We start from the raw sequence: 18,393 nt of genomic DNA, 5'->3' as shown, positions 1-18,393 counted from the left end.
GTCAGTGCGCGACGTTGAAGCTCTTGACGACTTTGGTCGGTGTCACGCGCACGATCAGTTCACCCGGCACACCATTGCGTTTCCCGAACTCGGCGGCGCGGTCTTCACCCATGTACCGTCCGCCGATCCGGGTGGCGACGGTCAGCAGCGCACCCGGGTCCTCGTCGAGTTCGGCAGTTCCCTGAACCTGCACGAACGAGAACGGCGGGTGTGGATCGTCTGCTGTCAACACCACCCTCGGGTCGCGCTGCAGCGCTTTGCCTTTGGCCGAGGATTTGGCGGTGTTGAACACCAGCTGGTCGCCGTCGACCACGAACCAGACGGGCGCCACCAGCGGGCGCCCGTCTGAGGCCAGGTAGCCCAGCATGCCGGTCCGAGTGCCGGCGGACAGGAACTCGACCACCTCCGGTGAGAGTTGCGACATCCTGCGAACTCTACGTCGGCGCCGCGGCGTTGGCACCACGGCGATCGGTGGTGTTCAGGCCGGCGCACCGGCTCCGACGTCGATGGTGATCCGCGGCGATGCGGCAGGATCGAGCCAGGTCATCAGCCTGGTCATCTCGGCACGGCCGATCGCCACACAACCCCAGGTGGGGTGGCCGTTGGTGATGTGGAGGAAGATCCCCGCCTGCCGGCCCGGTACCCGTTGCGGATTGTGTTCGATCACCACCGCGTAGTCGTAGATGGGCCCGGACTTGTACAGGTTCTCGGCGTCGTTGGACGGGCGCTTCGTCGAACGCACGTGGGTGTTGTAGGTCGGTGATCCCGGTTGCTCGTCCCACCAGTCGGAGTCATCGGTCTGGAAATACGACAGCCGGGTGCCGGGATTCGGCAGACGGCCAAAGGCCTGGCCCAGTGGGAATGTGCCGGCGGGGGTGCGGAAGACGCTGTCGGCCGGGGTGCCGACGCCGAGCTCGCCGACATCAGCGTGGGTAGGGCCGAGCACGACGCTCCACCGGTCACCGATGCGCTCGTACGCGGTGAGGGTTCCTGTCGTCGAACGAGCTTCGGGCACGCTCACGACGATGCGCTGCGCTGCCGGACCTGGCTCAGCCCCCGCCACACCGTGCGGCGTCAAACCCCCAAGGATCCACACCAGCAGACACAGAATGGCGAACAGTCTTCGCACGGCTCGAAGTCTAGGACCATCAGGACGTCCATCCGGCCTTTTGCGGCCAAGATTCCACAATTTGACCGCCGGAGCGCAGGAGGACGCGCGAATAGTGTTGTTCTGCCGCCACGGCGACGGTGTCTGAGTACACTCGGCGAGCTTCGGGCTCCGGTCCTTGTACGAGGACATCCTCTTCTGCGCCATCGGAAGCGTCGCCGGGGTTGTACTCCCGCCCCACCACGACTTCCCAACCCGACGATCCTTCTGGCCCGCTCATGGGCACTCCTTTCTCGAGTCGCTCGTGCAGCGAGTACCCGAATCATCGCCACTCAGCCCCGGGGCCGATGAGTTGTGTTGGTAGCCATGGTCTGTCTCACCATGGGCTCCGAATCCTGGCCGGTGGTGCGTGCCGAGCGCGCGCGACTGGTCGCCGATCTGATGGACCTGCCCGCCCACCGATGGTCGACGCCGTCGCTGTGCCCGGGCTGGACGGTCCACGACGTCCTGGCCCACATCGTGGACACCGCGAAGACGTCACGGTCGAGATTCGTCCTCCGGATGATCTCGGCGCGTTTCGACTTCGACCGTGACAACGCCAAAGGTGTTGCACGGGAACGCCGGAACAACCCGGCGGACACAGTGGCGACGCTGCGTGCGGTCGCCCATCTCACTCTGACTCCGCCGGCGCCGTGGGCCACCCGGCTGGTGGAGGCGATCGTCCACGGCGAGGACATCCGCCGTCCCCTCGGGCTCACCGGGGTCTACCCGGACACCGCGATCGTCGCAGCGCTGCAGTACCAAGCCAAGACGGCCGTCGGCTTCGGCGGCGGACGCGAGCGGGTCGAATCCCTTCGCCTGGTCGCCACCGACGCCGACGTCGAGATCGGAAACGGTGCCGCAGTCGAGGGACGGGCGATCGATCTGCTGCTCGCTGTGTCGGGCCGCCCGGTGGAACCCGGTCGTTTCACCGGCGACGGAGCGGTCCGGTTCGTGAGCCGCGTCTAGTCGTCCTTGCGAATCAACCGCGACAGCGCTTCACGATCCGGAGCCAGCAACTCATCGATACGCGGCTGGTTCACGTCGGCGACGATGATCTCGCCGACCTCCTGGTAGACGTCGCTGAAGATCCCGTGCGACTTCATCTTCTCGGTCTGATAGATGTTGTCCTCGGTGGGGGTGACGTAGTAGACGATCTCCGGCTTGAAGCGGTGGATCAGCCACAGGTGGATCAGGTCCATCAGCCGCTTCTTGCGCAGCTTCTCGGCGAAGGTGTTCTGGTCACGCACCGTGAGGATGCTGCGGCCGTGCCGGTCCTTGATGGGATCGACCACCACATTGGCCAGCGGGTCTTCGCCCTCGCCGTAGATGCCGAGGTCGAGCACATCGGACCCGGCCCGGCGCGGGCGCAGCTGCACCGTCAGCTTCTCGCCCAGCTGGTAATGCTCGCTCCACATCGCCAGCCATTCCTCGAGCAGCTTCTTCGGCACCTCGGTCTGGACCAGGTGCTGATGCTGGGTCGAACCCTTACCCATTGCCTTGGTGGTCGCGGTGCGCCCGGACGACGCCGCCAGCGCGGCATCGCTGCGCGGGCCTCCGACCAAGGTCTGCGGGGTGCGGTACGGCGATTCGACCAGACGCATCTTGCGTTGCAGGCGCGCCAGCGCCAGCATGCCTTCCTGCCGCAACGACGTGGCGAACTCCTCACATGCCACGCCGTCCACTTGGTGGCCGCCGTAGGTGATGAAGTTGAATACGAAGCCCATCTTGCCGAGTTCTTCTGGGAAGTCTCGCATTTCGTCGTCGGTCATGCCGGTGGTGTCCCAGTTGAACGACGGTGAGAGGTTATAGGCCAGCATCTGCTCCGGGTACACCGCGTGGATGGCCTCGGCGAACTCCCGGGCATCGGCCAGGTCGGCGGTCTTGGTCTCCATCCAGAGGATGTCGGCGAAGGGCGCGGCGGCCAGCGACTTGGCGATGGCGTACGGGATGCCGCCGCGCACCTGGAAGTACCCCTCGGGCGTCTTGGCGCGCTCGCAGTCCCAGGCGACGTCGGCGCCGAGCTCCTTGGCCTTCTCCCGGGCGGTGTACAGCGGCGCGTGAACGGCGAACTTCCGCCAATCCGCCGCCTTCATCTCGGTCGATTCGCCTTCCCGTTCCCGGAATTCGAGCAGTTCGGCCACCGCCTCCCCGTAGGTCTGCAGCCCCGAGTCCACCTGCCAGGCGTCGATGAACTTGGACTCCACGTCGTCGTACACCGCATCGATCGAGGACGCTCGGCCGTCCAGCCAGGCCGCAGCCGCCTCGTCGATGACGCCGAGCAGACCTTGGCGGTCCAGCCAGGCCTCCGCGGCGTCGTACTCGCCGTCGGGCAGCGCGTAGAGCAGGTGCCCGTTGAGGTCGGAGACCCCGCGCTGGTGGAAGCGGCGCATCATCGCCAGGAAGCACGACTTGTAGGACGGGATCTTCAGATTCGTCGCCCCGAGCAGGAACGGCTGATCGCGCTCGTCGGCCCGGCTGTCGATCAGGTTCGCGGCCTCGGCGTCGGTGCGCGCGACGATGATGCCGGGCACCCCCATGACGTCGAGCTGGAAGCGGGCCGTGTTGAGCCGCTTGAGCTGTTCATCCGAGGGGACCAGGACCTTGCCGCCCTGGTGGCCGCATTTCTTGGTTCCCGGCCGCTGGTCCTCGATGTGGTACCCGGGCACCCCGGATTCGACGAAACGCCGAATCAGGTTGCGGACGTGGGGATCACCGCCATGGCCGGTGTCGGCGTCGGCGATGATGAACGGCCGGTAGTCGTAGGCCGGGGTGGCGGCCCTCTGCTCCTCGGTCATCTGCAGGCGCAGGTACTGCTGGTTGCGGTCGGCGGTCAGCAACGCGCGCACCAGTCCGGCCGCCTCGTCGGGGACCTGGCTCAGCGGGTAGCTGGCCAGATCGGGGCCGGGATCCTCGCTGATCGAGCCCTTGGCCGACGTCGCCCAGCCACCGAGGTAGATGCCTTCGATACCCATCCGCTTCATCACCACGGCCTGGCCGGGGGAGTACGGCCCGAAGGTGGTGATGCTCTTCTTCTGCGCGAACAATTCCCGCAGCCGGGTGTAGAAGGCGGCGGCGGCCTCACGGGCCACCGGGTAGTCGGTGACGATGGTGCCGCGCTGCTCCACCACCTGACGCGCGCTGTACAGCCGGATGATGCCCTCGAACCGCGGATCGTCGAAGTAGCGCCGGGTAGCGGCCACTTCCTGATCGAACGGGGTCTGAGATGTTGCGTCGGCATCGATTGCCATGGGGCTCACGCTCCTCGTCGAGCTCGCTTGTGCCTGTTCGCCGGAGCCGAGTGTAGTCCTGGTCACCACCCGGCCACCCGGCATTTCACCGCATCGCCCCACGGTGACCGGCGCCACGTTGTCCGGCGCGAGCGACCACCGTCACCCGAGGATCGCGAAACCTGCACGGGCCCCGGGCATTTGGGAAGGACGTAGCCCCCCGCGGGTGCCGGCGAGGCGCTACTGTCTCGCGGGTGATGCCGCCGAGTCTCGCCACACCCGCCACCGCGGTGGGGGGCTTCTTCGCGATGTCACTGGACACCGTCGTGACGATGTTCCGTCCGCCGTTCGCCTGGCGGGAGTTCGTGCTGCAGACCCACTTCGTGGCCCGGGTGTCCATCGTGCCGACGATCATGCTGGCCATCCCGTTCACCGTCCTGGCGGTTTTCATCCTCAACATCCTGCTCATCGAGTTCGGTGCCGCCGACTATTCCGGCACCGGCGCCGCACTGGGTGCCATCACCCAGATCGGGCCGGTGGTAACGGTTCTCGTGGTCGCGGGCGCCGGTGCCACCGCCATGTGCGCTGACCTGGGGGCACGGACCATCCGCGAGGAACTGGACGCCATGCGGGTGCTGGGCATCGATCCGATCCAGGCGCTGGTGGTCCCGCGGGTACTGGCCGCGACGCTGGTGTCGGTCCTGCTGAACTCGATCGTCGCCGTCGTCGGCATCACCGGCGGGTTCATCTTCTCGGTGTTCGTCCAGAACGTCACCCCCGGGGCGTTCGTCGCGGGCATGACGCTGCTGACCGGGTTACCCGAGATCGTCATCTCCTTGATCAAGGCCGCACTGTTCGGCGTCACCGCCGGGCTGATCGCCTGCTACAAGGGGATCTCCGTCGGGGGCGGGCCGGCCGGAGTCGGCAACGCCGTCAACGAGACCGTCGTCTTCGCGTTCATGGCGCTCTACCTCATCAACGTCGTGGTGACCGCCGTCGGCGTCAAGGCCACCCTGTGAGCGCTGTACTGCGGGGCCTCGATCAACTCGGCGAACAGACCGCCTTCTACGCCCGCTCGATGCGTTCCACCGGCGAGGCGCTGGCCCACTACCGCGGCGAGATCCTGCGCCTGGTCGCCCAGATGAGCCTGGGCACCGGCGCCCTGGCCATGATCGGCGGCACCATCGTCATCGTCGGCTTTCTCGCATTGTCGGCCGGCGCCCTGATCGCGGTGCAGGGCTACAGCCTGCTGACCGGCATCGGTGTCGAAGCCCTCACCGGGTTCACCTCCGCCTACCTCAACGTCCGGCTGATCGCCCCACTGACGGCGGGCATCGGCCTGGCCGCCACCATCGGCGCCGGCGCCACCGCGCAACTGGGAGCGATGCGGATCTCCGAGGAGATCGACGCCCTGGAAGTCATGGGAATCCGGTCCATCTCGTACCTGGTGTCGACCCGACTCGTCGCCGGCGTGCTCGTGGTCGTCCCGCTGTACTGCATCGGTGTGCTGATGTCCTTCATCGCCGCCAGGGTGGGCACCACCCTGGTCTACGGCCAGTCCACCGGCGTGTATGACCACTACTTCGACACCTTCCTCAACCCGACCGACCTGCTGTGGTCACTGGGCATGGCGGTGGTGATGGCGGTGGTGGTCATGGTGATCCACACCTTCTACGGCTACACCGCCACCGGTGGGCCCGCCGGAGTCGGTGAGGCCGTGGGCCGCGCGGTGCGCGCCTCGTTGATCGGCGTCGTCTTCATCACCCTGGTGGTGTCACTGTCGGTGTACGGGCAGTCCGGCAACTTCCACCTGTCCGGATAGCGGATGCATCCTCGTCTGTGGGCGTCGGCCCTCATCACCAGTTTCGTCGTGCTCATCGCGCTCACCGCCGCGATGTTCAGCGGTTCCCTGCGCCCCAGCGTGACCGTCACACTGACCAGTGACCGGTCCGGGCTGGTGATGGAACCCGGTGGCAAGGTCCGGTTGCGCGGCGTCGAGGTCGGCCGGGTGGTGGACGTGGACGGTAGCCGGTCGTCGGCCACGCTGGCACTGGAGCTCGATCCGGAGCAGATCGAGTACATCCCCGCCAACGTCGAAGCCGAGATCAAGGCCACCACCGCCTTCGGCGGCAAGTTCGTCGATCTGGTGATACCGAACGACCCGAGTGCCACGGCCATCGCCGCGGGTGCGGTGCTGCGCTCACGCAACGTGACCACCGAAGCCAACACGGTCTTCGACAACCTCGTCCAACTGCTCCACCAGGTCGATCCCGCCAAGCTCAACGCCATCATCTCCGCGCTCTCAGACGGGTTCCGCGGTCACGGAGAGCCCATCGGCGAGGCCATCACCGCCTCCGATCAGGTTCTCGCCGAGCTCAATCCACGAGCGGAGGTGGTCCGCCGGGATCTGATGGCCCTGGGCCGGGCGAGTGACGCGTACGGCGCGGCCGCCCCGGACATCCTGCGGACGCTGGAGGCCTTCAGTGTCACCAGCACCACCATCACCGCCAACGCCACCGCCCTCGACGCCCTGCTGGTCGGGGTCACCGGGCTTTCGCGGGCCGGGATCGACCTCCTCGCGCCCAACCAGGAGAACCTGGTTCGGTCCATCACGGTGCTGGAGCCCACCACCGACCTGCTGCACAAGTACGACCCGATCTACACGTGCACCCTGCTCGGGGCGGTCGAACAGCTCAGCGGTATCGGCGACGGCTACCGCGTGACGGGCGGCAACGGCCGCACCGCGATGCTCGACGCCGGCCTGCTCCTCGGTGACGACCAGTATCGCTATCCCGACCACCTACCGATCGTCGCCGCCAAAGGGGGCCCCGACGGCAGACCGGGCTGCGGATCGCTGCCCTTGGTCACCGAGCAATACCCCGTCCGCCAACTCGTCACCAACACCGGGTGGGGGACCGGCCAGGACATCCGGACCAACCCGGGTATCGGATTCCCCGGCTGGGCCAACTACTTCCCGGTGACGCGTCCGGTGCCGGAACCGCCCGTGGTGCGTGACCCCGCGCCGGCCGGACCCGCGCCAGGACCGCGGTAGAGATGAACAACAACCTCGGTAAAGCGGCGCGGTGGCTCGCCGTCTTCGTATCCGTTTGTCTGGCAGGCCTGTTCGCCCTCATCGCGGCGTTCGGCGAGCTGCGCTTCGACCCGTCACACTCCTACAACGCCGAATTCCACAACGTCTCCGGGCTGGAGGACGGCAACTTCGTGCGCATCGCCGGCGTCGAGGTCGGCAAGGTCACCGGCATCAGCCTGCGTCGCGACGGGACGGCGGTGGTGACCTTCACCGCCGACGACACCGTGGTGTTGACCCACGGAACACGCGCTGTCGTGCGGTATTCCGATCTGGTCGGCGGCCGCTATCTGGCACTGGAAGAGGGCGCGGGCGACACCGGTCGGCTGCACCCGGGCCAGACCATCCCCGTCGCCCAGACCGCACCTGCGCTGGACCTGGACGCGATGATCGGCGGCTTCCGACCGCTGTTCCGGGCGCTGGACCCCGATCAGGTCAATGCCCTGACCGGCGAACTGATCCAGGCGTTCCAGGGCCACGGTGCCACGGTGTCCTCCCTGCTGCGGCATACCGCCGAGTTCTCGCACCGACTCGCCGACCGCGACGCGCTGATCGGACAGGTGATCACCAATCTCGACACCGTGCTGGGCAGCCTGACCGCGCAGAGCACACAGTTCGACAAGGCGGTCACCACCCTGTCACATCTGGTCGCCGGACTGGCCGGGCGCAGCACCGACATCGCCGATTCGATCGCGAACACCGACGCCGCCGCGGCCACCGTGACCGACCTGCTGGCGCGCGCCCGAGAGCCGTTGCAGCGCACCATCACCGAGACCGACCGAGTCGCGGGCATCGCCGTCGCCGACCACGAGTATCTGGAGAATTTCCTGGACACGCTGCCCGACGCCTACCGCATGCTCGGCCGGCAGGGTCTCTACGGCGATTTCTTCACCTTCTACCTCTGTGATCTGTCACTGAAGGTCAACGGCCAAGGCGGCCAACCGACCTACATCAAACTGGCGGGCCAGGACACCGGGCGGTGCGCACCCAAATGACACCCTTCTCCGAACGCAACCCGGTCCTGGTCGGCGCCGCCGGTGTCGCCGTCACCGCGGCCGTCGCGCTCACCGCACTGAACTACGACCGGATCCCGCTGCTCTCCGGGTCCGAGACGTATTCGGCGTACTTCGGTGAGATCGGCGGCCTGGTGGTCGACGCGCCGGTGCAGGTGTCCGGGCTCGAGGTCGGCAAAGTCTCCGCGATGCGTCTCGATCACGGAAAAGTGCTGGTGCACTTCGACATCGACGATTCCGTATTCGTCGGTGACCGTTCCGAGGCTGCGATCAAGACCAACACCGTGCTCGGTGCCAGGGTTCTCGACATCACCACCCGGGGTGAACAGCCGCTGGCTGAGACCATTCCGCAGGACCGCACCACCTCACCGTATGACTTGCCCGACGCGCTGGCCGAACTCACCGACACCGTCGACGGGATCGACACCACGTCGGTGTCCGACTCGCTGGACACGCTGGCGCAGACCTTCCAGAACACCCCGGCCGAACTGAGATTCGCACTCGATGGGGTGTCCCGGCTCTCCGAGAGCCTGGCCCGGCGCGACGACCGCCTGCGAACGCTGCTGGCCAATGCGAACCACGCCACCAGCGTCCTGGCGAAGCGGACCGACGATGTGGTGCGGCTGATCGGGGACTCCCAGTCGCTGCTGCTCGCGTTGCGGGCCCAGAGCGACGCGCTGGACACCATCGCGGGAAACATCACCACCCTGGCGGCCCAACTGAAGGCGTTCATCGCCGAGAACCGGGAGCAGTTCCACCCGGCGCTGGAGAAACTGAACGGCGTGCTGGCGATCGTCGACAGCAGGCGCGACAAAGTGCAGGATTCGATCAGGCGGCTCAACAGCTACACGATGTCGCTCACCGAGTCGGTGTCCTCGGGCCCGTTCTTCAAGTCCTATGTCGCCAATCTGCTTCCGGGACAGTTCGTCCAACCGTTCATCGATGCCGCGTTCGCCGAACGTGGGCTCGACCCGAATGTGCTGCTGCCGAGCCAGTCTTCCGAGCCGCAGATTGGTCCCCGATGACGAAGCGAGCCGCACTGGCGGCGCTGCTGGTGGCCTGTCTGTTCGCCCGCATCGTGGTGGTGTCCGGACCCGGAGCCGCCGGCCGGACCGAGGTCGTCGCCTACTTCCCGTCCAGCACCGGGCTCTATGAAGGTGATGAGGTGCGGATCCTCGGAATGCCGGTGGGACGGATCGAGCGCATCGAACCGGAGTCGCAGCGCGTCAAGGTGACGTTCTGGGTGGGCCGGCAGTACCCGGTCCCCGCCGATGTCAACGCAGTGATCATCTCGCCGGCCCTGGTGAGCGCCAGGGCAATTCAACTGACCCCGGCCTATCTGGACGGACCGCAACTGGCGACCGGCAGTGTCATCCCGGAGAACCGCACCGCGGTCCCCGTCGAATGGGATGACCTGCGAGCCCAGTTGCAGAAGCTCACCGAATCGCTGCAACCCACCCAGCCCGGCGGTGTCAGTACGCTGGGGGCGTTCGTCAGCACCACCGCGGAGAATCTGCGCGGCCAGGGTCATATCGCCAGGGACGCCCTGATCAAGTTGTCGGAAACCCTGTCGGCGCTGGGTGACCACAGCGGCGACATCTTCGCCACGGTGCGCAACCTCGCGGCTCTGGTTTCGGCGTTGCAGGGCAGCACCGATCTCATGGCACACCTCAACGAGAACCTGGCGGCCGTCACCGCCACCCTGGCCGACGATCCCGACGAGATCGGGGCCGCCACCCGCGCCATCGACGACGTGGTCGGCGACGTTCGGTCTTTCGTCGCCCAGAACCGGGAAAACCTGGGTGTCACCGCGGATTCGCTGACCTCGGTGACCTCGGCGCTGACCGCCAGCCTCGGCGATATCAAGCAGACGTTGCACATCGCCCCCACCGCACTGTCGAATTTCATCAACATCTACCAGCCCGCCCAGGGCTCACTCAGCGGCGCGTTGGTGGTCAACAACTTCGCCAACCCGGTGTCGTTCATCTGCGGGGCCATCCAGGCGGCGTCCCGCAAAGGGGCCGAAGAATCGGCGAAGCTGTGCGCCCAGTACCTGGCGCCGATCATCAAGAACCGCCAGTACAACTTCCCGCCCATCGGGGTGAACCCGTTCGTCGGAACCCAGGCCCGGCCCAACGAGATCACCTACAGCGAGGACTGGCTGCGGCCGGAGCAGGGTCTGCCCGAACTGATGATGCCGGGAGCCGGATCGTGAGACGGATACTCTGTGCCGCAGTGTTTCTGGCGGTGCTCACCGGCTGCGGCTCGTGGCGCGGGGTGAACTCGCTGCCGTTGCCGGGCACCGAGGGCCGCGGCGCGGGCACCTTCGAGATCCAGGTCGAACTGCCTGACGTGTCCAACATCCAGCCCAACTCGCGGGTGCGCGTCGGTGATGTCAACGTCGGCAACGTGACCGGGATCGAGCGGCGGGGCTGGCACGCACTGGTCACCATCGAGCTCAACGGCGACGTGGAACTGCCCGCCAACAGCATCGCGACGGTGGGGCAGACGAGCCTGCTCGGGTCACTGCACGTCGAACTCGCGCCGCCGGACGGCGTTGCCGCGACCGGCCGGCTCCGCGACGGGTCGCTGATCCCGCTGTCGTCCAGTGGCACCTATCCATCCACCGAGCAGACCCTGGCGGCCATCTCGACGCTGCTGAACAACGGCGGAGTAGGCAGGCTGCAGGATCTCACCGAGGCCCTGGGCACGGCGTTGGCCGGCCGAGGCGGCGAGTTGCACACGCTCATCACACAATTGGACACCTTCCTCGGTCATCTCGACGCGCAGAGCGAGGACATCACCGCTGCGATGGGAAGTCTCGACGGTCTGGTGGGGCAGGTTGCGGCCCAACAGCCGGTGGTGGACCGCGCCTTGAGCACCATCCCCGACGCGTTGGCGGTGCTCGGCCAACAACGCGACCACCTCGCCGAAGCCCTGGACCAGTTCGGCCGGTTCAGCGCGGTCACCGCAGACTCGGTGAACCTGACCAAAGAAGCGCTGATCCGTGAGCTCGAAGATCTGGCTCCGGTGCTCAAATCACTGGCCGATGCGGGCCCGGCGATGACGCGCTCACTGAGTCATCTGGGCACCTTCCCGTGGCCCAAAGAGACCATCGGGAACTGGATCCGCGGCGACTACGGAAACCTCTCCCTGGCCATCGATCTCACGCTGAGCAGGTTGGACGCGTCACTGTTCACCGGCACCCGCTGGGAAGGGGACCTGACCGAGTTGGAACTGCAGTGGGGCCGCACGCTGGGGCAGAAGCCCAGCCCGTACACCGCGGGCAATCCGCTGACAGCGCCCTACCAAGCTGTGCAGGGTCCCTGAGATGCGACTGACCCGACGCACCCGGATACAGCTCGCGGTGCTGCTGGTGGTGGGGCTGACCGCCGCCGTGGTGATGGCCGTCAACTACGTCAAAGTGCCCGCGATGGTGGGCATCGGGCAATACGAGGTGGTGGTGCAACTGCCCGAAACCGCCGGGCTGTACCCGAGTGGGAACGTCACCTACCGCGGCGTGGGTGTCGGCCGCGTCGAGCAGGTCCGGCTGAACGCCACCGGTGTCGAAGCGGTGTTGGCGTTGCGCTCGGATGTCGACATTCCGTCGGATCTCGACGCCGAGGTGCACAGCCAGTCCGCGGTCGGCGAACAGTACGTGGCCCTGTTACCGCGCTCCGAAAGCGCGCCACCGCTGCGCGACGGTGACGTGATCCCGTTGGCCCGCACCACGATCCCCGCCGATCTCAACGAACTGCTGGAAGCCACCAACGCCGGTCTGCTGGCCATCCCCGGTGACGATCTGCGCACAGCGATCGACGAATCCGCCACTGCTGTAGGCGGATTGGGTCCGGAACTGAACCGACTGATCAGAGGTGCCACCACGCTGGCCGTCGACGCCCGCGACAACCTCGGCCCCCTGACCACGCTGTTCGACCAGTCGGCTCCGGTACTGGACTCCCAGGGCGACACCGCTGCCGCGATCCAGGCCTGGTCGGCGCATGTCGCTGACGTCACGGCGCAGTTGCGGGGCAGTGATGCCGCCGTGGCCGGTGTGCTGCGGGGCGGCGGCCCGGCCGCCGAAGAGACACGGGCACTGCTGGATCGGGTGCGACCGACCGTGCCGATCCTGTTGGCCAACCTGGTGAGTGTCGGAGAGGTCGCCCTGGCCTATCAGGCGAGTCTCGAGCAGATCCTGGTGCTGTTCCCACAGGGCACCGCGATCTTCCAGCAACTCGGAGTGCCCTCCCACGGCACCGGCCTTCCTCCCGGCGGGTACCTCGATTTCAACCTGAACTTCAATCTGCCGCCGCCGTGCACCACCGGGTTCCTGCCGGCCCAGCAGCGCCGTGCACCCGCACTCGAGGATGCTCCCGACCGGCCTGCGGGTGACCTGTACTGCCGCATCCCACAGGACTCGATGTTCAATGTGCGTGGGGTGCGCAACATTCCGTGCCAGACGGTGCCGGGGAAACGGGCGCCGACGGTGGCGATGTGCGAAAGCGCCGAGACCTACGCTCCGTTGAACGACGGCATGAACTGGAAAGGTGATCCCAACGCCACGCTGCCCGGGCAGCCGGTACCGCAACTGCCCATCGCTGAATACGACCCCGGCACCGGTACCTACCTGGCGCCGGACGGCACGGTGCAGAGGCGACATGACCTGGCCGCGGGCGCATCCACCGAGAAGTCCTGGGAGTCGCTGCTGACACCGCCGGGCCGATAACCCCCGTGTTGCGATCGGCTAACGATCGGGTCGGGGTGCCGGGGTGCCACCTGGCGTGGGGAATTCCCGTGTGATGTCTTGGACAGCGATGGCTACCTCCCGCGTGTTACCGACAACCCTGGCGACCGCCGCGTGTTCGGCTGCCCTATGGGCTGGTGCCGGCCCGGCGCATGCGGCACCGCCGTTCGACGGCCAGGGCTACCTCGAGTCGACGGCTCGGTGCGCCTCGGTAGCCGACACGGTGGTGTTCGGGAGTACCGCGGGGTCGCGGGTGGCAATCTGCGAAACGGCAGACGGGCTGCAGTACCGCGGGGTTCGGGTCCGCGACGGTGCCCGGCTGATCCTGCCCGCCACCTCGCGCAGTGGCGCCTACGCCGCCACCCGTGACGGCATCACCTACACCGTGACCTCCACCGACCTGGTGATCAGCAGCGGATCGCGAACCATTCGCGAGGAGACGATGCTGGACTTCCACGGCACGGCGACCCCGGCGGAACCGGCAGCGCCGGCAGGGGCGCAGACGACCCCGACGCCGGTCGATGACCGTCCGCCGCTACCCGCTGAGGTGGGCGGCAGCGGCAGCTGATCGCCGCTGCGCCAGCAGGGGGAGCACACCCTTGCCGACATGCTGGATCTCGTCGGACTGCGGATAACCCGACAGTATGAACTCGGTGATACCAAGGCGGCTGTACTCCTCGAACACCGCAGCCACCTCCTCGTAGCTGCCGGTGGCGGCCGTGCCGGCGCCGTCGCGCAGCAGGCTGGGCCCGGCCCACAGGCCCGGATGGACCTCGAGGCTGCGGGCGTCCACCAGATCGCCCGTGGTCAGTGCCGCCATCCGGCGCTGGCCCTCCGAACCGCTGGCCAGGTAGCGCTCGTGAGTGGCGCGCACCTGCTCGGCGGAGAGCCCGTCGATGAGCTCTTCGGCCCGCTGCCAGGCCTGCTCGTGGGTGGGCCGGGCCACGGTGTGCAGTCGCAGACCGAACCGCAGGGTGCGCCCATGGCGCGCGGCCGCGGCGCGGACCCGGCCGATCTTGTCGGCGACCTGCTCGGGCGGTTCACCCCAGGTCAGATAGACATCGGCGTGCTCGGCGGCCACCTCGATGGCCTCGGGGGAGGAGCCACCGAAGTAGATGGTGGGCACATGCTCGATGGGATAGGCCGTCCTGGCCTCGGCCACGTCGTAGAACTCACCGCGGAAAGAGAATTCGGGGTTGTTCCAGATCCCTCGCACCACGGTGAGGAACTCGCCGGTGCGGCGGTAGCGCGCCGACTTGTCGACCTGGTCGCCGTAGCGGTGCATCTCGGCGTCGTCGCCGCCGGTGACGATGTTGAGCGCCAACCGGTTTCCGGTGAACCGTTGGTAGGTGCTCACCTGGGCGGCGGCCAGACTCGGCGAGAGCACACCGGGGCGAAACGCCACCAGGTACTTCAACCGCCGGGTGTGCTGGGCCAGCGCCGCGGTCGCGATCCACGAGTCCTCGCAGTGAGATCCGGTGGGGGTGAGCACCGCTTCGAAGCCGAGGTCCTCGGCAGCGCGGCCCAGCGCGGTCAGGTTCTCCAGCGACGGCTCCAGATGTGACTGCGACCGCGACGCCGCGCTGCCACGGTTGTCGGCGATGGCAGTGGTGTCACCGTGGGTGGGCAGATACCAGTGGAACTTCAGACTCACGACGCAATCTCCGATCTCTTCACCAACTCGCGCACCCGCGGCATGATCTCCGCGGCGAAGCGCCGCATCTCATCCTCGAACGGCTGGAACGCCAACATGAAAGTCTCGATCCCACCGGTGTACCAGTCGACGATACGGGCGGCGACGGTGTCGTAGTCACCGACCAGCCCGGCCGCGGTACCGCCGTTGGGTCCGACGTGCGGACGTTCCCGCAGCCGCTGCCACATCACCGAGGCGGGGTCGGTGTCGCGGATGAACCGGTCGATGGTGTCCCCGTCGCCGGTCTTGTCGGCGGCGTTGAGTTCCCAGTGGTACTGCAGCAGCTCGGCGGCCTCGCGCTGTGTGGGCGCGGTGACCACGAATGCGGCCATCCCGAACCGCAATGGAGCCAATCCGTTTCGCGGCCGCGGCACTCCAGGCGTCGAGCTGGTCCAGCGACTCGTCGAGCGGGTTCATGGTGTGCTGGGCGATCAGCGTGGTGTCGAAGCCGAGCTGTTCGGCCAGCAGGATCTGATCGCGCGCCCGCGGCCAGGACGCATCCACCGGGTCCTCGGGGTGCCCCAGGGCGGCCATGGTGCCGTGGACGTTGGCCCACACCCCGAATCTCGGGCTGCGTGCTTTCAACGGGTCACGTGCCATTCAATCCCGTTTCATTGCAGTTGGTTCATGACCCCCGGGGGTGATCCTAGTCGGCCCGTGACCGGGAGGTGGCTGTGGCTCACCTCACCCCGGAGCGATTCGGGCACGTCAGCGGGGTATTGCGGCCGAGCCGGGGAGCCAACTTCAGATCAGCACGATTCCTATTCTTCTCGGCTCGTGCGCGGCTGCGTACGTTGAGCCGCTGTCTGACCGGACGGCCGCTTCCCCCCTCCCTTCGCCGTCCGGCATATCTGTGAAACAAGAGAGCTTCCATGATCGAGATCGAGAACCTGACCAAACGGTTCGGGGATCGCACCGTGCTTGACGACATCTCCCTGTCCGTCGGCAGCGGCGAGATCCTGGCCGTCGTCGGCCCCAGCGGTGCGGGCAAGAGCACCCTGTCGCGGTGTGTGAGCTTTCTGGAGCGCCCGACCAGCGGCACCGTCCGGGTGGACGGCAAGGACTTCACCCGGATCGAGGGCGCCGAGTTGCTTGCCGCGCGCCGCAGTGTCGGCGTGATCTTCCAGTCGGCGCCGCTGTTGCGGCGCCGGACGGTCGCGCAGAACGTGGCACTGCCGTTGGAGTACCTGCACGCCACCGACGCGTCCATTCAGAAGCGTGTCGCCGAACTGCTGGACCGGGTGGGCCTCACCGAGCGCAGCGAATACTTCCCGGCCCAACTCTCCGGCGGCCAGAAGCAGCGTGTCGGGATCGCCCGGGCACTGGCGCTGGGTCCGTCGAACCTGTTGTCCGATGAGGCGACCTCGGGCCTGGACCCCACGACGACCAAGCAGATCCTGGCGTTGCTGAGCCATCTGCGCGACGAGTACGGGCTGTCGATCATCCTGATCACCCACGAGATGGAAGTGGTTCGCGAGATCGCCGACTCGGTGGCCCGCATCGACGAAGGCCGCATCATCGAGAGCGGCTCGGTGGAGGACATCATCCTCGATCCCACCTCGCTGCTGGCCCACGAACTGCTCCCGGACCGGCCCAGCGTGCCGTTGCAGGGCGGCGGCGAGGTGTGGGAGGTCTCGTACGCGTCCCGCGAGGTGCCGCTGGACTGGCTGACGTCGATCCAGACGGCGCCGGGGATCTCCGACGCCAAGGTGAGCGTGCTCAGCGCCAGCGTCGAATCGATCCGGGGGATCGCGGTCGGACGTGCGGTCCTGGCCATATCTCCCTCTGCACCAACCGGTTTCAAGGACTACCTGACCGACCGCGGTCTGCACGTCCGGGCCACCACCGCCCCGGTGGCGGAGGTGTTGGCGTGACGACTCTGCTCGCCGTCGAGGACTTCAACACCCCCTGGGCGAACGTTCCCAGCTTGTTGCTGCCCGCCTACGGCCAGACGTGGGTGATGGTCGGGGTCACCATGGTGCTGGTGGTGCTGATCGGCACACCGGTCGGGATCATCCTGCACAACACCTCCGAGCTGGGACTGTTCCCGGATCCACGGGTGTTCCGGGTGCTCAACACCATCGTCAACATCGGACGTTCGCTGCCGTTCCTGATCCTGATGGCCGCCATCATCCCGGTGACCCGGTTCATCGTCGGCACCACCATCGGCATACCCGCGGCGATCGTGCCCATGACCGTCGCCGGAGTGCCGTTCTTCGCCCGGCTGGTGCAGAACGCGCTGCGCGACGTGCGCTCCGATGTCACCGACATGGGCCGGGCCTCCGGCGGCTCGGCGGTCCAGGTCATCCGGTCGGTGCAACTGTCCGAGGCGCTGCCCGCTCTGGCCGGCGCTCTGACGGTGAACACGATCGCGATGATCGAATACTCGGCGATCGCCGGGTCCATCGGCGCAGGCGGTATCGGCAACCTCGCAATCACCTACGGCTACAACCGTTTCGACGACAACATCATGATCGCCACGGTGATCACGTTGATCGTGACCATCCAGGTCGTCCAATTCGTCGGTGACCGTGTGGTCGCCGCACTCACCCGTTAGGAAAATCATGACCAGTGACACCAGCACGTCGGGCGCCGGTGGCGTCGACCTCGAGATCAAGAAGAAGAACCGGTGGCCGTGGATCGCGGGCGCGGTGGTCGCCGTCGTCGCGATCGTCGGCGGCATCGTGTACGCCAACACGTCCAACTCGGACCAGCCGTTCGGCACCAACCTCAAGGTCGCGACGTGGAGCACCGACATCGCCGCCGAGAACCTGCTGCAATTCATCGCCGAGGACGTGGCTCCTGATCACGGCATCACCATCGAACCGGTCCAGATCGACAACCTGATCGAGATCAACCGTGCCGTCGACGCCGGCAACGTGGCGGGCAACTTCTTCGAACACCAGCCCTTCCTCAATGACGCCATCGCCGCCAACGGCTTCGAACTGACGCTGGCCGCACCGACGTTCACCTGGGACCAGGCCACCTATTCGAACAACTACCGCAGCTGGGATGAGCTGCCCAACGGCGCAAGTATCGCGCTGCGCGACGACCCCGCCGGCCAGGCCATCGCCCTGCTGGATCTCGCCGAGGCCGGCCAGATCACCCTCAAGCCGGGTAAGGACACCATCGAGGGTCTGCCGCAGCTCGGTGACATCGAGTCCAACCCGAAGAACTACGAATTCGTCCAGGTGCCCATCGGTCAGCTGGCCCGCAGCCTTGCCGATGTCGACGCGGTCACCGTCCACATCTCCGACGTGTACGCCGCGGGTCTGACCGAAGAGCAGATCCTGGCGCGGCATCCCGCACCGAAGGGCAGCGAGGGTGGGCTCGTGGTGAGCAACAAGCACCTCGACGATCCGAACGTGCAGAAGCTCATCGAGACGTTCCAGGACCCGAAGATCGCCGAATTCCTGGAGACCACCGACAACCCGCTGATCCGCGACACGCTGGGACCGATCGGCCAGTGACGGATTCC

Annotated in this window: 18 protein-coding genes; 13 read left to right on the top strand and 5 right to left on the bottom strand. The window is 67.1% G+C overall.

What is annotated here, in order from left to right:
* Nucleotide 1: 1 nt before the first annotated feature.
* Nucleotides 2-424, bottom strand: coding sequence for a PPOX class F420-dependent oxidoreductase (locus tag NL241_RS18130; RefSeq protein ID WP_487694765.1), 423 nt, complete (start codon nt 422-424; stop codon nt 2-4).
* A gap of 54 nt (nt 425-478) precedes the next feature.
* Entirely contained in the window at nt 479-1,129 is a 651-nt protein-coding gene (locus tag NL241_RS18125) for a L,D-transpeptidase family protein (RefSeq protein WP_487694763.1), read from the bottom strand.
* Between the two features lie 345 nt (nt 1,130-1,474).
* Between NL241_RS18125 and NL241_RS18120 the strand changes: the two genes are divergently transcribed.
* On the top strand, nt 1,475-2,116 hold the full coding sequence (locus NL241_RS18120) for a maleylpyruvate isomerase family mycothiol-dependent enzyme (RefSeq protein ID WP_494394624.1): 642 nt from the start codon (nt 1,475-1,477) through the stop codon (nt 2,114-2,116).
* On the opposite strand, the gene aceA is transcribed toward NL241_RS18120, so the two are convergent.
* A complete protein-coding gene (gene aceA / locus NL241_RS18115) occupies nt 2,113-4,398 on the bottom strand; it encodes an isocitrate lyase ICL2 (protein ID WP_494394623.1) in 2,286 nt (761 codons plus the stop codon). The two genes, NL241_RS18120 and aceA, sit on opposite strands and share 4 nt — an antisense overlap.
* A 236-nt stretch (nt 4,399-4,634) precedes the next feature.
* Here aceA and NL241_RS18110 point away from each other — a divergent pair, with 236 nt between their 5' ends.
* The 9 genes from NL241_RS18110 to NL241_RS18070 all read left to right on the top strand — a co-directional run bounded on the left by NL241_RS18110 (nt 4,635) and on the right by NL241_RS18070 (nt 13,790).
* On the top strand, nt 4,635-5,396 hold the full coding sequence (locus NL241_RS18110) for an MlaE family ABC transporter permease (protein WP_494394622.1): 762 nt from the start codon (nt 4,635-4,637) through the stop codon (nt 5,394-5,396).
* Nucleotides 5,393-6,199: an ABC transporter permease gene (locus NL241_RS18105; protein WP_494394621.1), complete on the top strand. Its 807-nt coding sequence runs from the start codon at nt 5,393-5,395 to the stop codon at nt 6,197-6,199. Before NL241_RS18110 ends, NL241_RS18105 begins: the two co-directional genes overlap by 4 nt.
* Before the next feature lie 3 nt (nt 6,200-6,202).
* The gene (locus tag NL241_RS18100; RefSeq protein WP_494394620.1) at nt 6,203-7,429 is read left to right on the top strand and encodes an MCE family protein; all 1,227 of its coding nucleotides are present in this window, start codon (nt 6,203-6,205) and stop codon (nt 7,427-7,429) included.
* A gap of 2 nt (nt 7,430-7,431) precedes the next feature.
* The gene (locus NL241_RS18095; RefSeq protein ID WP_494394619.1) at nt 7,432-8,460 is read left to right on the top strand and encodes an MCE family protein; all 1,029 of its coding nucleotides are present in this window, start codon (nt 7,432-7,434) and stop codon (nt 8,458-8,460) included.
* Nucleotides 8,457-9,503, top strand: a complete 1,047-nt coding sequence (locus NL241_RS18090) for an MCE family protein (protein WP_494394618.1) — start codon at nt 8,457-8,459, stop codon at nt 9,501-9,503. Before NL241_RS18095 ends, NL241_RS18090 begins: the two co-directional genes overlap by 4 nt.
* Nucleotides 9,500-10,693 carry an MCE family protein gene (locus tag NL241_RS18085; RefSeq protein ID WP_494394617.1) on the top strand — a complete coding sequence of 398 codons (1,194 nt, stop codon included), beginning with the start codon at nt 9,500-9,502 and terminating at the stop codon, nt 10,691-10,693. The genes NL241_RS18090 and NL241_RS18085 overlap by 4 nt, the downstream gene beginning before the upstream one ends.
* Nucleotides 10,690-11,808: an MCE family protein gene (locus tag NL241_RS18080; RefSeq protein WP_494394616.1), complete on the top strand. Its 1,119-nt coding sequence runs from the start codon at nt 10,690-10,692 to the stop codon at nt 11,806-11,808. The genes NL241_RS18085 and NL241_RS18080 overlap by 4 nt, the downstream gene beginning before the upstream one ends.
* A gap of 1 nt (nt 11,809) precedes the next feature.
* Nucleotides 11,810-13,204, top strand: a complete 1,395-nt coding sequence (locus NL241_RS18075; RefSeq protein ID WP_494394615.1) for an MCE family protein — start codon at nt 11,810-11,812, stop codon at nt 13,202-13,204.
* An 88-nt stretch (nt 13,205-13,292) separates the two neighbouring features.
* Nucleotides 13,293-13,790: a hypothetical protein gene (locus NL241_RS18070; RefSeq protein WP_494394614.1), complete on the top strand. Its 498-nt coding sequence runs from the start codon at nt 13,293-13,295 to the stop codon at nt 13,788-13,790.
* Here NL241_RS18070 and NL241_RS18065 read toward each other — a convergent pair.
* Together NL241_RS18065 and NL241_RS18060 are read right to left on the bottom strand one after the other, a co-directional pair.
* On the bottom strand, nt 13,758-14,876 hold the full coding sequence (locus tag NL241_RS18065) for an LLM class flavin-dependent oxidoreductase (RefSeq protein WP_487694748.1): 1,119 nt from the start codon (nt 14,874-14,876) through the stop codon (nt 13,758-13,760). The genes NL241_RS18070 and NL241_RS18065 overlap by 33 nt on opposite strands.
* Entirely contained in the window at nt 14,873-15,247 is a 375-nt protein-coding gene (locus tag NL241_RS18060) for a hypothetical protein (RefSeq protein WP_494394613.1), read from the bottom strand. The genes NL241_RS18065 and NL241_RS18060 overlap by 4 nt, the downstream gene beginning before the upstream one ends.
* Before the next feature lie 540 nt (nt 15,248-15,787).
* Here NL241_RS18060 and NL241_RS18055 point away from each other — a divergent pair.
* The 3 genes from NL241_RS18055 to NL241_RS18045 are packed head-to-tail and all read left to right on the top strand — an operon-like array spanning nt 15,788 to nt 18,385.
* Nucleotides 15,788-16,789: a methionine ABC transporter ATP-binding protein gene (locus NL241_RS18055; RefSeq protein WP_494394612.1), complete on the top strand. Its 1,002-nt coding sequence runs from the start codon at nt 15,788-15,790 to the stop codon at nt 16,787-16,789.
* A complete protein-coding gene (locus NL241_RS18050; protein WP_487694744.1) occupies nt 16,786-17,472 on the top strand; it encodes a methionine ABC transporter permease in 687 nt (228 codons plus the stop codon). The genes NL241_RS18055 and NL241_RS18050 overlap by 4 nt, the downstream gene beginning before the upstream one ends.
* 7 nt (nt 17,473-17,479) lie before the next feature.
* Entirely contained in the window at nt 17,480-18,385 is a 906-nt protein-coding gene (locus tag NL241_RS18045) for a MetQ/NlpA family ABC transporter substrate-binding protein (protein WP_494394611.1), read from the top strand.
* Nucleotides 18,386-18,393 lie beyond the last annotated feature (8 nt).

It is taken from the genome of Mycolicibacterium sp. SMGY-1XX (assembly GCF_059132455.1).
This window is presented reverse-complemented; position numbering and strand designations above follow the sequence as displayed.

What these genes read in the sequence shown, in the direction of transcription:
- NL241_RS18070 (WP_494394614.1), top strand. Translation starts at nt 13,293, where the DNA reads ATGGCTACCTCCCGCGTGTTACCGACAACCCTGGCGACCGCCGCGTGT.
- NL241_RS18120 (WP_494394624.1), top strand. Translation starts at nt 1,475, where the DNA reads ATGGTCTGTCTCACCATGGGCTCCGAATCCTGGCCGGTGGTGCGTGCC.
- NL241_RS18045 (WP_494394611.1), top strand. Translation starts at nt 17,480, where the DNA reads ATGACCAGTGACACCAGCACGTCGGGCGCCGGTGGCGTCGACCTCGAG.
- NL241_RS18130 (WP_487694765.1), bottom strand. Translation starts at nt 424, where the DNA reads ATGTCGCAACTCTCACCGGAGGTGGTCGAGTTCCTGTCCGCCGGCACT.
- NL241_RS18075 (WP_494394615.1), top strand. Translation starts at nt 11,810, where the DNA reads ATGCGACTGACCCGACGCACCCGGATACAGCTCGCGGTGCTGCTGGTG.
- NL241_RS18110 (WP_494394622.1), top strand. Translation starts at nt 4,635, where the DNA reads ATGCCGCCGAGTCTCGCCACACCCGCCACCGCGGTGGGGGGCTTCTTC.
- NL241_RS18055 (WP_494394612.1), top strand. Translation starts at nt 15,788, where the DNA reads ATGATCGAGATCGAGAACCTGACCAAACGGTTCGGGGATCGCACCGTG.
- aceA (WP_494394623.1), bottom strand. Translation starts at nt 4,398, where the DNA reads ATGGCAATCGATGCCGACGCAACATCTCAGACCCCGTTCGATCAGGAA.
- NL241_RS18100 (WP_494394620.1), top strand. Translation starts at nt 6,203, where the DNA reads ATGCATCCTCGTCTGTGGGCGTCGGCCCTCATCACCAGTTTCGTCGTG.
- NL241_RS18090 (WP_494394618.1), top strand. Translation starts at nt 8,457, where the DNA reads ATGACACCCTTCTCCGAACGCAACCCGGTCCTGGTCGGCGCCGCCGGT.
- NL241_RS18060 (WP_494394613.1), bottom strand. Translation starts at nt 15,247, where the DNA reads ATGGCCGCATTCGTGGTCACCGCGCCCACACAGCGCGAGGCCGCCGAG.
- NL241_RS18085 (WP_494394617.1), top strand. Translation starts at nt 9,500, where the DNA reads ATGACGAAGCGAGCCGCACTGGCGGCGCTGCTGGTGGCCTGTCTGTTC.
- NL241_RS18095 (WP_494394619.1), top strand. Translation starts at nt 7,432, where the DNA reads ATGAACAACAACCTCGGTAAAGCGGCGCGGTGGCTCGCCGTCTTCGTA.